The 13,000-nt window shown below is 67.9% G+C and carries 14 protein-coding genes; 9 read left to right on the top strand and 5 right to left on the bottom strand.

Annotated elements, in window-relative coordinates; translation table 11 throughout:
* On the top strand, positions 1–2,205 hold a 2,205-nt coding region (locus ACIRA7_RS11070; protein WP_396220901.1), incomplete at its 5' end, for a M16 family metallopeptidase.
* Between the two features lie 12 nt (positions 2,206–2,217).
* On the opposite strand, the gene ACIRA7_RS11065 is transcribed toward ACIRA7_RS11070, so the two are convergent.
* Complete coding sequence (locus ACIRA7_RS11065; protein ID WP_396220900.1) at positions 2,218–3,741, bottom strand: hypothetical protein; 1,524 nt, start codon at positions 3,739–3,741, stop codon at positions 2,218–2,220.
* Positions 3,742–3,806: 65 nt separating this feature from the next.
* Here ACIRA7_RS11065 and ACIRA7_RS11060 point away from each other — a divergent pair, with 65 nt between their 5' ends.
* Entirely contained in the window at positions 3,807–4,340 is a 534-nt protein-coding gene (locus ACIRA7_RS11060; RefSeq protein WP_396220899.1) for a CDP-alcohol phosphatidyltransferase family protein, read from the top strand.
* A gap of 218 nt (positions 4,341–4,558) precedes the next feature.
* Here the strand turns inward: ACIRA7_RS11060 and ACIRA7_RS11055 are convergent, their stop codons facing one another.
* Complete coding sequence (locus ACIRA7_RS11055) at positions 4,559–4,828, bottom strand: hypothetical protein (RefSeq protein WP_396220898.1); 270 nt, start codon at positions 4,826–4,828, stop codon at positions 4,559–4,561.
* A 102-nt stretch (positions 4,829–4,930) separates the two neighbouring features.
* Positions 4,931–5,764 (bottom strand): alpha/beta fold hydrolase, encoded by an 834-nt coding sequence (locus tag ACIRA7_RS11050; protein ID WP_396220897.1) that lies wholly within the window; start codon positions 5,762–5,764, stop codon positions 4,931–4,933.
* A gap of 81 nt (positions 5,765–5,845) precedes the next feature.
* On the opposite strand from ACIRA7_RS11050, the gene ACIRA7_RS11045 reads away from it, so the two are divergent.
* Both ACIRA7_RS11045 and ACIRA7_RS11040 read left to right on the top strand, forming a co-directional pair.
* The gene (locus ACIRA7_RS11045; protein WP_396220896.1) at positions 5,846–6,181 is read left to right on the top strand and encodes a hypothetical protein; all 336 of its coding nucleotides are present in this window, start codon (positions 5,846–5,848) and stop codon (positions 6,179–6,181) included.
* A complete protein-coding gene (locus ACIRA7_RS11040; protein ID WP_396220895.1) occupies positions 6,175–6,918 on the top strand; it encodes a thioredoxin domain-containing protein in 744 nt (247 codons plus the stop codon). Before ACIRA7_RS11045 ends, ACIRA7_RS11040 begins: the two co-directional genes overlap by 7 nt.
* A gap of 22 nt (positions 6,919–6,940) precedes the next feature.
* Here the strand turns inward: ACIRA7_RS11040 and ACIRA7_RS11035 are convergent, their stop codons facing one another.
* A complete protein-coding gene (locus ACIRA7_RS11035; RefSeq protein WP_396220894.1) occupies positions 6,941–7,315 on the bottom strand; it encodes a hypothetical protein in 375 nt (124 codons plus the stop codon).
* A gap of 272 nt (positions 7,316–7,587) precedes the next feature.
* Positions 7,588–9,552, bottom strand: a complete 1,965-nt coding sequence (acs, locus tag ACIRA7_RS11030) for an acetate--CoA ligase (protein ID WP_396220893.1) — start codon at positions 9,550–9,552, stop codon at positions 7,588–7,590.
* Positions 9,553–9,664: 112 nt separating this feature from the next.
* On the opposite strand from acs, the gene ACIRA7_RS11025 reads away from it, so the two are divergent.
* From ACIRA7_RS11025 to ACIRA7_RS11005, 5 genes are read left to right on the top strand one after another with little or no spacing between them, the layout of a single operon-like run.
* Entirely contained in the window at positions 9,665–10,447 is a 783-nt protein-coding gene (locus tag ACIRA7_RS11025; RefSeq protein ID WP_396220892.1) for an ABC transporter ATP-binding protein, read from the top strand.
* Positions 10,444–11,157, top strand: a complete 714-nt coding sequence (locus ACIRA7_RS11020) for a heme exporter protein CcmB (protein WP_396220891.1) — start codon at positions 10,444–10,446, stop codon at positions 11,155–11,157. The genes ACIRA7_RS11025 and ACIRA7_RS11020 overlap by 4 nt, the downstream gene beginning before the upstream one ends.
* A gap of 2 nt (positions 11,158–11,159) precedes the next feature.
* Entirely contained in the window at positions 11,160–11,876 is a 717-nt protein-coding gene (locus ACIRA7_RS11015) for a cytochrome c biogenesis protein (protein WP_396220890.1), read from the top strand.
* Positions 11,873–12,091: a hypothetical protein gene (locus tag ACIRA7_RS11010; RefSeq protein WP_396220889.1), complete on the top strand. Its 219-nt coding sequence runs from the start codon at positions 11,873–11,875 to the stop codon at positions 12,089–12,091. Before ACIRA7_RS11015 ends, ACIRA7_RS11010 begins: the two co-directional genes overlap by 4 nt.
* Positions 12,092–12,098: 7 nt before the next feature.
* Entirely contained in the window at positions 12,099–12,923 is an 825-nt protein-coding gene (locus tag ACIRA7_RS11005) for a uroporphyrinogen-III synthase (RefSeq protein ID WP_396220888.1), read from the top strand.
* The last annotated feature ends 77 nt before the right edge of the window (positions 12,924–13,000 follow it).

The following is a 13,000-nucleotide window of genomic DNA, read 5'->3' as shown; positions in this document are numbered from 1 at the left end:
GCCACGCTGTTCGACCGGCATCGTATCCGCCGCTGGCGCATGGGCGACGAGCCCGAGTTGCGCGCCCTCACGCGCGAACAGCTCACGGCGTTCTACCAGCGCTGGTATCGTCCCGACAATACCGTGCTGTCGATCGTCGGCGATATCGATCTCGACGCGGTACGTCGCGACGTGGCATCGCGTCATGGGCAGCTCGGGAGCGGCACGCCTCCTCGCGAGCGTGGCCCTGTCGAAGTGGCGCCGCCCGGTGTTCGCCTGCGCGAGTGGAGCGGCGACATCGCGCAGCAGCACGTCGCCTTCGGTTGGCGCACGCCGTCGCTGGCGCACGTCGATACGCCGGCGCTCGATCTCGCCGGTCTTGCCCTCGGCTCGGGGCGCGCGTCGCGCTTGTATCGCGCCATTCGCGAACGCCAGTTGGCGTCGTCCGTGTCGGCGTGGGACTATACCGCTGGCGACATCGGCGTGTTCGTGGCGCACGCCGAGTCGCCCGCCGAGCATGCGCGTGACGCCACGCGCTACCTGTGGCGCGAACTCCAGGCCGCGCGCACCGTGGGCTTCCGTCGCAGCGAAGTCGCTCGCGCGCAGAGCATCATCGAGGCGCGCTGGTTGCGCCGTCTCGAAAGCATGGACGGACAGGCGACCTACCTCGCGTCGTGGGAAGCGGAGGGCGGACTCGCGCTGGCCAGCCGGTACTACGACGCGCTGCTGTCACTCACCCCGCGCGATCTGCAGGAAGCGCTGGCCACGCACCTCGACCCCGAACAGGTGACGGTGATTTCGTATCGCCCGAACGGTGCCGAGCCGTTGGCCGAGCACCACACGGCGCTGCGCGAGCTGCTGCGCGCCGAGGAGGGGCAGGGCAGCAGCGTGCTGGTCGATCCCGGCGTGCTCACGCCGCTGTCCAGTGAGGCGATCGCGGTGGGCGTCGCGGGGGCGCCGGCGGTGCAGGTGGGGGTGCGCGCCGAGCGGGTGGAGCGCGATGTGCATGTCTATCGCACGTCGCAGGGCGTGCCGGTGCTGGTGGTGCCGCGCCCCGGATCCCCGATGGTGAATGTGGGGGTGTTCCAGCGCGGCGGGTCGTGCCTGGAGCCCACCTCGCTCGAAGGATTGTCGCGCATCACGGCACAGGCGATGCTGAAGGGCACCGAGCAGCGGAGTGGCGCACGCATCGCCGAGTTGTCCGAGGAATTGGGCAGCAGCATCGGCGTGAGCGCGGCGCTCGAAAGCCTTGGCTGGACGATGTCGGTGCCGGTCCGGCATTTCTCGGCGGCCACGGAACTGTTGGGGGATGTACTGCAGCATCCCGTTTTCCCCGATGAAGGCGTCGCTACCGAGCGCGCCCTGGCATTGGCCGAGGCCACGCGGGCACGCGACGACATGTATCGCTGGCCCATGCGGTTGGCATCGATGGCCGCGTACGGGGCGCATCCGTATGCGCGATCGGTGATCGGAACCGAGGCGTCGCTGTCGCAGGTCGATCCGGGCAGCGTACGGGTCTTTCACGCCGAGCATATCGCGCGCGGCGCGTCGGTGATTGCGGTGGTGGGCGATGTCACGCCCGATGATGTCGCTGGCGTGATCGATCGTGCGTTTCCGCTGCTGCGGTGGCAGGACGAGGTGGCCCCGGCGCTGGTGCACTGGCCGCAGAAGGCCCACGTGCTGCGCGAGGAGCGCGCGAAGCAGCAGACGGCGTTGGCCATGCTCTTCCCGGGGCCCTCGCGCGTCCACGACGATCGCTTTGCGGCGCGGGTGCTGTCGGCGGTGGCGAGCGGGCTCGGGGGACGGTTCTTCGAGCAGCTGCGGGACAAGCAGTCGCTGGCCTACACCGTGAGCGCGTTTCCCGTTGAACGTCGCGCGGGTGGTGCGTTTGCGGCGTATATCGCCACGTCACCGTCGCGCGAGGACGAAGCGCGTGACGGACTGCTGGGCGAGTTCGCCACGCTGTGCGAGGCGGCGCCCAGCGACGAGGAGATCGAACGGGCGCGGCGTTACCTCATCGGCACGCACGCCATCGCGCAACAATCGGGGGGGAATGTGCTGGGGGAGCTGGTCGATGCCTGGCTGTTCGGCGAGGGGCTGCACGAACGGCACGAAGTGGTCGATCGCCTGGCGGCCGTGCAGGGTGCCGACGTGCTCCGGATGGCACGCGCGTCGTTCGATGCATCGCGCGTAGCCGAAGGCGTGGTGCGCGGCGCGATCGGCTGACGACGCCGTCGGTCAGGGCGACGGGAGGGGGCGCACGTCGCGCATCTGTCGCGCCGCGAGCGACAGCGCCGGTACACTGCTGCGGATGCGGCCGTTGGCGGCGCGCAGTCCCACCCGTCCGTCGTAGTCGGCCGGCTCGCCGATGATGGCGGCGCGGATCCACGCGCGGCGCGATCCCCACGCCAGCGCGCGACGGATGGCCGCCAGCTGCGCGGCATCGCCGTGCGCGTGCGGTAGGCCACCGATCGTGACCAGCCAATGCGGTTGCGCGCCACCGCCGCCCGCTACGGCCTGTTGGTGCCAACGGTCGAAGGCTCGCAGGCGCGCATCGACCGCCGGCAATCCGGCGAACGACGGGAACGACACCGCACCGAGCAGCGACACGGGCGACGATGGCGTGGAGGCCCACGCATATACCGCGCTGTCGGTGGCATCGAGACGGGATGCGCTCCAACCGATGAGTGTGCGCGGGCGCACCCGTTTCACGGTGGCTGCGCTTCGAAGCATGAGCGCCCGCCACCAGTCGGACGAATGCGGCGTGGTGCCGAGGACGGAGGGCAGCGGATCGTGGAGCCCGGGGAAAATCACGTCGGGGCGGATGCGCCGCAGTACGCGTTCCACCGCCGCCATCCGCTCCGCGTCGTCGGGCGCCGCGCTGCCGCGTCCGATGCGCAACGCGACGGCAATTCGCACGCTGTCGTCGCGCACGGGCTGCAACACGCGTGACAACGAGTCGAGTGCGGCACCACGCCAGCCGTCTTCGTCGATCACGACCAACACGACGTCCGGTTCGAGTTGCTCGATGAGGCGCCGGTCGGCCTGCACCGCGCGCGCCGGCGGCGCCCCGTCGAGCACGGGGAAGATACGGAGCCCGATGGCGAAATCGCCGGCCGGCCGCGCCTGCATGGGTTCGGCGTAGGCCGCCTCGTAGCTGCGGACCGCGGCGATACCGCGAGGCCATTCGAGGAGCAGCAAGGTGGTGAGCGCGGTGGCGGCAAGCACGAGTACCGCGCGCACGGCACCCGAGAGGCGCCAACGGGCCGGGTAGGCGGGCGCGATCATCGGTACCAGCATCGCGAGCGGCGACACGAGGGCGGCGCGTCCTGCCGTCATACCGAGAATGATGTCGCGGGCCGACACCGCCGCCTGCAGCGGGAGCGGCGCGACGCCCTGTTGCGACGCGAGATAATCGCCGATCGCGATCACAGCGAGCACGACGTCATACAGCAGGATCGGCAGCGCAACGACCACCGACACCAGGCGTGTCAGCAGCGAGTAGAGCACCTGCAGCACGAAGGCGCAGGCGATCGCCGGCATCAGCCACGAGATGCCTGAGATCGCTCGGGCGCCGGTCTCGGTACCGGTGGCGGCCGTGACGAGCAGCGCCGGCGCCACCAACAGACCGCACACGGCGGTGAGTTGCGTGAAGATCCGCGGTGCTTCACGCCGCGCCGCGATCCAGCCGGCGAGCGCGATGTCCCACGCCAGCACCGCCAGCGCTACGCCCAGCACCAACAGGGCACGCGGATCTGTCATGCGGGCACGATAAACGGCGCGCGTCGTCGCTGGCACCCCGCCCCCCGCGTTCGGTAGTTTCCGTCATGGCCCACCCCGAGACTCCGACCGTCATCACGGTGCCCAACCTCGTGTCCACGTCACGAGTGCTGCTGGCGCTGGGGTTTCTGGCGCTGGACGGGGTGCCGGTGCGGCTGGCCTTGATTGGTGCGGCCTCGCTCACCGACTTTCTCGATGGCTGGATCGCCCGCCGCACGAAGGTGGCCTCGCGCTTCGGCGCCCTGATCGACCCGGTGGCCGACCGCTTCTTCGTGCTGTGCGTGGTGATCGCCTACGTGCTGGGCGAGCAGCTCACGATCTGGCAGGCCGTGGCGATCTTCTTCCGCGACATCATGTCGCTGATCGGCTGGTTCGTGGCGCGCAACGTGAGCTGGCTGCGCCCCATCCGGTTCCGCGCGCGTCCGCTGGGCAAGGTGGTGACGGCGCTGCAGCTCCTCACCTTCATCGCCGTGCTGCTGGCACCGGCTACCGTTGACGGCCTGGTGATGCTCGTGGGCGGGCTCGGGTTGGTGGCGACGGTGGACTACACGCTGATGCTCTGGCGCGAGCGGGTGCGGTAGGCTCATGGGCTGTGCCCCCTGCGCTCTCTGCGCCTCCGCGTGATCTGTTCAGCGGACTCGACGGTATGTGAGCGAAGCCTCACCGGCGCAAACGACGAACGCCTCCCGGGGGAGGCGTTCGATGTATTTCGTATTTCGCGCCAGCGGCGAGGCTGGTCAGCCATGTCAGCGTGATCTGGACACCGGCGACCCGTTGGGTCCGGCGCCGGATGAAGCGATCAGACGGCAGCCGCTTCCTGGGACTGCTTTCTGGTCGGCTGGGCAAACCGCTCGCCCAACGTGCGCAGCTCGGTCATTTCAGGAGCCTTGATCTCCGGGTAGCGACCCGTGAGATACTCCATTGTGCCGTCGAACCACTCCTTCTGGTCATCGGGGTGACACCCGATCACACCACACTGCATGATCTGCTGGAAGAGCTCGTCACGGGCCTCCTGATACGGAGAGGGCACCATGGCGTCACGACGCGGACGAAGCTTGGGCTTGGCCATTTCCTCTGGGTAGTGCGTCGAACATCGCTGCCGGCGAACTCCGGCGCAGCTAGATAAACGTAACCGACGAAGCGCCCGCTTCCTAGTGGCGCCTCGTCAGGATTACGTACCCCACGCCAGTAACGCTGAGACGAGGTCATCGGGTGCCTCCTCCGCCACGAGCGTCCCGCCGGGGCGGCTGGCGATCGGCTGCACCGCGGCCAAGGGGAGTACGGCCCGCCACCGTGCGGTGCGCACGTCGAGCGCGTCGTCGGCCTCCCGGGAACCCGACCACAGCAGCACATCCCCACGCACATCGGCGAGTCGCTGGCGCTCGTCGTCGCTGAGGGTGATGGCACTGGCCAGCTGCAGGAGCTGCGCCGCGCCCCCGCTGCCCACGAACGGGGCCAGATAGCGCGCGACCAGCAGGTCGGGCATGCTGGACGGGTCGGCCACAGCCCCCCGGAGGAACGGCTCCAACAGCGGCCGCGCGCCGAACAGCGCATTGGCGGTCAGCGCCGACAGCGCCGACGTGCGCTGCAGGGAGCGAATGGCCGGTCCGGGCAGGTCGTCCGGATCGAGCGGCTCGAGTAACGCCAGCCTGGCCGAGCGCTCGGGGCGCTGGGCGGCCACCAGCAGCCCGACCAGCGCGCCCATGTCCTGACCGACGATCGTGACCTGAGAGAGGCGCAGCGCCGTGAGCGCCCGTTCCACGTACTCCGCCTGGGCGCCGAGCCCGTACGACACGTCGACGGGTCGATCGGACTCGCCGTGGCCGAGCAGGTCGATAGCCAGGGCCGTGTAGCCGGCGTCGGCCAGCCGTGGGGCCACCGCCCGCCACAGGAAGCTGCAGCTGCCGAAGCCGTGCAGCAGCACGACCGCCGGCCCCGCCCGTCCCACCCGTTCCACGTGCAGCGAGCCGGCGCCGACAGGAATGCGGAGATGTTCGGTGTACATGGCCTCGGGGCAACGGGAGTCGGCGCGCTCGTGCAGGATAGCGCCGATGATGGTGCGACAGATAGCTTAACGCCGCGGCAGATGTGGTCCGTGGCCGAAGGACGAGGAGGCGCGATGGCGGAAGAGCAGACCTACGATGACGGACGCACCGAGATCCTGAAAGCCATGCTTCGGGCCCTCGCCGATCGCATTCAGGCGCTCGATGCCGAGGACGCCATGTTGCCGCATGCCGGCGAACTGATGAAGCTGATCGGTGACGTACGCAGTGAACTGTTCCATTATGAAGTGCGCTGTACGTACGACACCCCGGAAGTAGCTGAACATCGCCGTCTGGTCGACGAAGCCCGTCGTCCCGACGAGAGCGCATGGGAACCGACCGGCTGGACGCCGGAAGACGACGAGGAGATCGAGTGGTAAAGGCAACGAAGAAGACGTCCAACAACGCGTTCCTGCCCATCGTGCTGGTCGTACTCGCCGTGGGTGGCGCCGGCATCTACTACGCCATGCAGAACAAGCCGAAGCCGATCGAGCTCGCGCCGGGTACCGCGCTGCCGACGGCCGAAGGGTACCTGCGGGGCGATCCGAACGCGCCGATCACGATCATCGAGTTCGCGGATTTCGAGTGCCCGGGCTGCGGGCAGTTCGCCGCGCTGCAGGGCCCCGACGTCAAGACGCGTATCGTCGATGCTGGTCTGGCGAACTTCCGCTTCTACGACTTCCCGCTCACGTCGATCCACCAGAACACAATGGCGGCGCACCTCGCGGCCTCGTGTGCGGGCGATCAGGGGAAGTTCTGGGAAATGCACGACGCGCTCTTCGCCGGACAGATGGACTGGAACAGCCAGGCCACGACGAATCCCCGCAAGGTGTTCGACTCGTACGCGACCCAGCTCGGTCTGGATATGACCACGTACAACAGCTGCTTCGACACGCAGAAGAATCTGCCGAAGATTCAGGCGAACGCCGCTGCCGGAACGGAGCGGGGGGTCAGCAGCACGCCGACGCTGGTGATCGGGAATCGCGTCTTCGCGGGGGGATTGACCTTCGACCAGATCAAGAAGATGGTCGACAGTTTGCGGGCGGCCATGCCGGCCGCACCTGCCGCGGCCGCTGCGGTCAGCGCTCCTGCCGCGATGGATACCGCAAAGAAGTAAGTGGGGAAACGCCGGCGGCGGATTACGCCCGCCGGCGCTCCCGCGCTTCATCGAGACGCAGTCTCGGCATGGGCACCGCTTCGGCGGTGCCTTCGTCGTTGACGGCATGCAATGTCGCCGCCGGTACCAGCGCTTCGCCGAGCGCGACGAGGGCGCGGGTGGCGACCACGGCGGCGAGAGGCTCGGGCACGCCCATTTCGCGCACGTAAATGTCGAGCGCGCGCTCATAGCCCACATCGGTGGACAGCGTGTCCACGAACAGCAGGGCGTTCTCCACGTGCGTCCGAATCAGGGCTTCTTCAGCGCGCGCCTGCACAAGCCGCAGCCGCTGCTCGGCGTCGGCCGACAGCTTGCGGGGGAACAGTGTTTCGGGAAACAGCTTGTTCAAGATGGACATATGAATACAGACGAATATGCGGTGCCGCATGTTTCGAACGCTGTGACCACGATCACTCCCCGGGCGAATCTCGTGCCTGATGCCTTGTAGCTACGATCGTGGTACGGGCGGCATGCCGGTCGGGCGCGAGGTCTCCCCTTCGCGGCTTTTCTGCGGGGGGCTGGCCGCGCGCCTTTCGCTCCGCTCAGGCGCCGGCCCCTCCCCCGCGCAGCAAGCGGCGAACGGGATCGACCCGGAGCGGCCCGGGCGTTCCCGCACACCAGCGCTGTTACCTACGACTCCTGCGCCTCATACTGGTCCTTCAAAGCAGCCACCACGGAAGGATCGGCCAGCGTCGTGGTGTCACCAAGCGCGCGGCCCTCGGCGATGTCCCGCAGCAGGCGACGCATGATCTTGCCCGAGCGCGTTTTCGGCAGATCCGCGCTGAACAGAATGTCATCGGGGCGCGCCAACGCACCGATCTTCATCGCCACGTGCTCGCGCAGCTCGTCACGCAGGCTGCCACTCGGCGTGAACCCGGCGCGCAGCGACACGAACGCCGCGATCGCCTGTCCCTTGATCTCGTGCACCTTGCCCACCACCGCGGCCTCGGCCACCGCCGGGTGATCCACCAGCGCGCTCTCCACTTCCATCGTGCCGATGCGATGCCCTGCCACGTTCAAGACGTCGTCCACGCGGCCCAGAATCCACAGGTAGCCGTCTGCGTCGCGCTTGGCGCCGTCTCCGGGGAAGTACAGGTCTGGCCGACCGGGCCACTTGGAGAAATACGTGTCCACATAGCGCGCGTCGTCGCCCCAGATCGTGCGCAACATGCTGGGCCACGGATGCGTGATGGCCAGCAGCCCACCGCCCACGCCGATCTCGTTGCCGGCGGTGTCGAGCAGCGCGGTCTTGATGCCCGGGTACGGCGTGGTGGCCGAACCGGGTTTGGTCGCCGTGACCCCTGGCAGCGGCGTGATCATGATCGCGCCCGTTTCCGTTTGCCACCACGTGTCCACGATCGGACACCGCTCCTGGCCGATGTGTTTGTGGTACCACATCCACGCTTCGGGATTGATCGGTTCACCCACGGACCCGAGCAGGCGAAGCTGCGACAGATCGTGCTGCTCGACGTATGGCGTCCCCCACTTCATGAAGGCGCGAATGGCCGTGGGGGCCGTGTAGAAAATCGACACGCCGTAGCGCTCGCAGATCTGCCAGAAGCGATCCTTGTCGGGCCAGTCGGGGGCGCCTTCGTACACCACCTGCGTGGCGCCATTCGCCAATGGGCCGTACACCAGATACGAATGCCCGGTGATCCAGCCGATGTCGGCGGTGCACCAGTACACGTCTTCTTCTTTCAGGTCGAACACGTACTTGGTGGTGCTCGCCACGCCGGTGAGGTAGCCGCCGGTGGTGTGCACAATGCCCTTCGGTTTGCCCGTCGTCCCCGATGTGTACAGGATGAACAGCAGATCTTCGGCGTCCATCACTTCGGGTTCGCAATGCTTCGGCACCTGCCGCTTCAGGCGATGCCACCAGTGGTCGCGCCCGTCTTCCATCTCGGCGAACGTTTCGTCGCCCACGCCACTGCGACGGCGCATGACCACCAGCATGTGCTCGATGGTGGGGCACTCCTTAACCGCTTCGTCGGCGTTGCGCTTGAGTGGCACGATCTGTCCGCGACGATAGCCACCATCGGCGGTGATCAGCACCTTGCAGCCGCAATCATTGATGCGGTCGCGCAGCGATTCCGGTGAGAATCCGCCGAACACCACCGTGTGCACCGCGCCGATGCGGGCGCACGCCAACATCGCGATCACGGCTTCGGGAATCATCGGCAGATAGATCGCCACGCGATCGCCCTTCACCACGCCGAGCTTCTTGAGCATGTTGGCCGCGAGATTCACTTCGCGGTACAGATCCCAATACGTGTACGTGCGGCGGTCGCCGGGTTCTCCTTCCCAGATGATCGCGGCTTTGTTGCGACGCGGTCCCTGAATGTGGCGATCCACGCAATTCACCGACGCGTTGAGCTGCCCACCCTGGAACCACTTGGCGTGCGGCGGCGTCCACTCGAGCACCGTGTCCCACGGCTTGCTCCACGTCAGTTCGCCGGCTTCGCGCGCCCAGAAATGCACCGGGTCGATGGCCGCGTCGTCGGCGAGGCGCGAGTCGTGCACGCGGGCCGAGGCGCGGAAGGCGCTGGGCGCGGGAAAGGAGCGCGTTTCCTGCAGGAGGACGTCGATATCGCTCATGGAGACCTGGTGTCCGGTACGAACCGGCGCGGTGGGGTGTCCGACAGGGGCGTGGGTGGAGCGCCGTCGCGCGCGTGTCGCGAGCAACCGCGTATCCTGCTAATGTAGAGCGATGCAGTCACCCTACGAAACAGGTGCGCCTGGTGTCGCGTTCGCTGCGGCCCACGGCAGCGCGTCTGGCCCGGCGCTCACGGCCGAGGCGCTGGTGCGCGCCTTTGGTGGCCGCCGCGCCGTGAACGGGGTGTCGCTCGCGCTGCACGAAGGCGCCTGTCTGGCCCTCTTCGGGCCGAATGGCGCGGGGAAGACCACCCTGCTGCGGCTGCTGGGGGGGCTGCTCAAGCCTACGAGCGGAACCACCCGACTGCATGGCCATCCACTCCCGGGCGAGGCCGAAACGCGGCGTCTGGTGGGGCTGATCTCGCATCACGCCATGCTGTATCCGGCGCTCTCGGTGCGCGAGAACGTGCGCTTCGCCGCCGAATGTCAGGGCGTGATCGATGCCGACGGGGCCACCACGCGCGTGCTCACCCAGCTGCGGGTGCTCGATCGCGCCGACACCGCCGTGCGCCAACTCAGTCGCGGCTTGCAACAGCGCGTGTCGATTGCGCGGGCGCTGGTGCATGGGCCGCAGCTGGTGCTGCTCGACGAGCCGTACACCGGGCTCGACGAAACGGGCGCGCAGGCGCTCACCGACGCCTTGGGTGTGCTCAAGGCCAACGGCGCCACGCTGGTGCTGGTCACGCACAATCTCAGTGAAGGACTCGCGCTGGCCACACACTCGGCGATCATGCAGAGCGGGCGGTTCGTGGACGAGCAGCTCGTGTCCGCGTCCGGCTTCGATGTGCCGGGATATCAGGCGAAGTACCGCGCCCTCGTGCATGAGGGGCTGGCGTGACCGATTCCCGAGAGCGCACCGCGCATCGGGCGCCGTCGTATCTGGCCGACGCGTGGCGCATTGCCCGGAAAGACCTGCTGATCGAGTTCCGGACCCGGAGCGCGTTTCTGGCGGCCACGGTCTTTGCGGTGCTGGCGGTGGTGATTTTCCGTTTCACGTGGGATCCTACGGCCATTCCCGCCATGGACCTCGCGCCCGGTGTGCTCTGGGTGATCTTCACCTTTTCCGGCCTGCTGGGGCTCAACCGCTCCTTCGGGCTGGAGCTGGCCGAACGGGCCTATGACGGCCTGCTGGCCTCGCAGCTGTCGCGAGAGGCCATCTTTACGGGGAAGGTCATCGCGAACCTCGTGTTCGTGATGTGCGTTCAGGCGTTAGCGCTTCCCGCCGTGGCGCTCTTCTTCGATGTTTCGTTCGGCACGTCGTGGTGGATGATCGTGGGCATCGTGATGCTGGCGTCGCTCGGGCTGTCGGCCGTGGGTACGCTGTTCGCCGCGATCGCCTCGAACACGCGGCTGGCCGAGCTGCTGTTGCCCATGATGACGCTGCCATTCTTTGTGCCGCTGGTGATTCCGGCGGCACAGGCCACGGCGGTGGTGTTGCGTGGTCAGCCCATTGCCGATGGAATGGCGTGGCTCAAGGTGTTGCTGGCGTTCGATCTCGTCTTTGTCTCGGCCTGTATCGTGGTGTTTCCGTTCACCATCGAGGAGTAGGTATGTCGTCGGTGTCGTCTGCTGCCCCGCGTCCGGCCACCCTGCCGGAGCCCAAGGGATTCGATGCGTTCCTCGCCATCGCCATCGTGGCGGTGATCGCAGCGTGTACGCGCGCGCTGTTCTTCACGCCCATCGATGCGATGCTTGGCGCGGCGCAGAAGATCTTCTACGTGCACGTGCCGGCGGCCATCATCGGCTTGTACTTCGCCTGCGGCCTGCTGTTCATCAGCAGCATCATGTACCTGTGGATCAAGGATGAACGACTCGACCGGCTGGCCGAGTCGTCGGCTGAAGTCGGACTGGTGTTCATGGGGATCGTGCTGGTCACCGGCCCGATCTGGGCGCGCACGAGCTGGGGAACCTGGTGGGTGTGGGAAGCGCGCATCACGAGCACGCTTTTCCTGTGGTTGCTGGTGATGGGATATCTGGTGCTGCGCAGCGGCGTGGAGTCGATCGAAGTGCGCGCGCGCTTGTCGGCGGTGATGGGCACGCTGGCCGCATTGCTGGTGCCGTTCATTCACCTCACCGTGAAGCTGTTTCGCGGTATGCATCCGGAACCAGTCGTGCTCGCGCCGGAGAAGCCCAAGATGCCCCCCGAAATGCTGATGTCGTTCGGGCTCTCGATGGCGGCCTTCCTGCTGCTGTTCTTCGCGCTGCTGCGGCTGCGATTCCGCTGGGCCACGTTGCGTGATGCGCGCGCGGCTCTGGAGGCCGCGTGATCGTGCATGCGAGCGCACTCGTCACCGCGTTGCCGCTGCTGACCGTCGCCACGGTGCAGGACACGGCCGGCACGGTGGCCTACGTGCCCAAGGCCGGTGGCCCCCCCGACAGCAGCGGGTACATGTGGGCCGGCTACGCCATCACGGCGGTCGCGTACGGCGGATACCTCGTGCTCTTGCTCCGTCGCATGGCGCTGGCCCGGAAGGCGCGCTGAGCGTTCCATGATCATGGCCCGGACGCCGGCCCGCGCCCCCGAGCCGCCGCCGTTGCTCGGCGTACGCATCGCCGTCACCCGCGCCGGCGAGCGTGGCTCGCCGCTGGCCGATGCCCTGCGGGCCAAAGGCGCCACGGTGCATGAGGTGCCGCTCACGCGCATTGAAACGCTGGATCTCGCGCCGCTGCACGACGCCGTGCGTCAACTCGTTGAATTCGACTGGGTGCTGCTCACCAGCGTGAACGCGGTGGAGCACTTGGCGCGTGTGGTCGCCGAACGCGGCGCCGAGGCGGCCATGGCCACGCGTCGATTGGCCGTGGTGGGCGTGGCGACGGCGGCGGCCGCCGAGCGGTATGGCTGGCGCACGCCGACGGTGCAGCCCGAGAATGCACAGGCGGTCGGGATGCTCGACGCCATGGCGTCGCGGTCGGACATCGAGGGGGCGCGCATGCTGTACCCGTGTGCTGCGGCCGCCCGCGACGTGTTGCCCGACGGACTGCGGGCGCTGGGCGCGACGGTGGAGAGCGTGCCGGCCTATCGCAGCGCCCCCGATCCTGACGGGCAGGCCCGGATCCGGGCGCTGGTGAAGTCGGGGGAGATCGATCTGGTCACGGTGGCGGCGCCGAGCGCGGTGGATGCGCTGTTGGATGCACTGCCGCCGGAGCACGCCGGGCGGTTGCCAGTGGCGTGCATCGGCCCCGTGACGGCGCGAGCGGCCAAGGTGGCCGGCTTCCCGGTGAAGGTGGAATCGGGCGCGGCCACGATGGAGGGGTGGGTGATCAGCATCGTGAAGGCCTGCGGGAAGGAATCCAGCAGGGCAGGGGCTAACTGAATCTGCGGTCGCCACAATAAGTTGTGGCATGACTGATCTTGTCGTCCGCATCGGAACCCGTTCCTCAGAATTGGCGC

It is taken from the genome of Gemmatimonas sp. (genome assembly GCF_044376735.1).
In the GTDB taxonomy this organism is placed as follows: domain Bacteria; phylum Gemmatimonadota; class Gemmatimonadetes; order Gemmatimonadales; family Gemmatimonadaceae; genus Gemmatimonas.
Note: the sequence above shows the minus strand (reverse complement) of the source record. Positions and strands in the feature narration are given on the sequence as shown.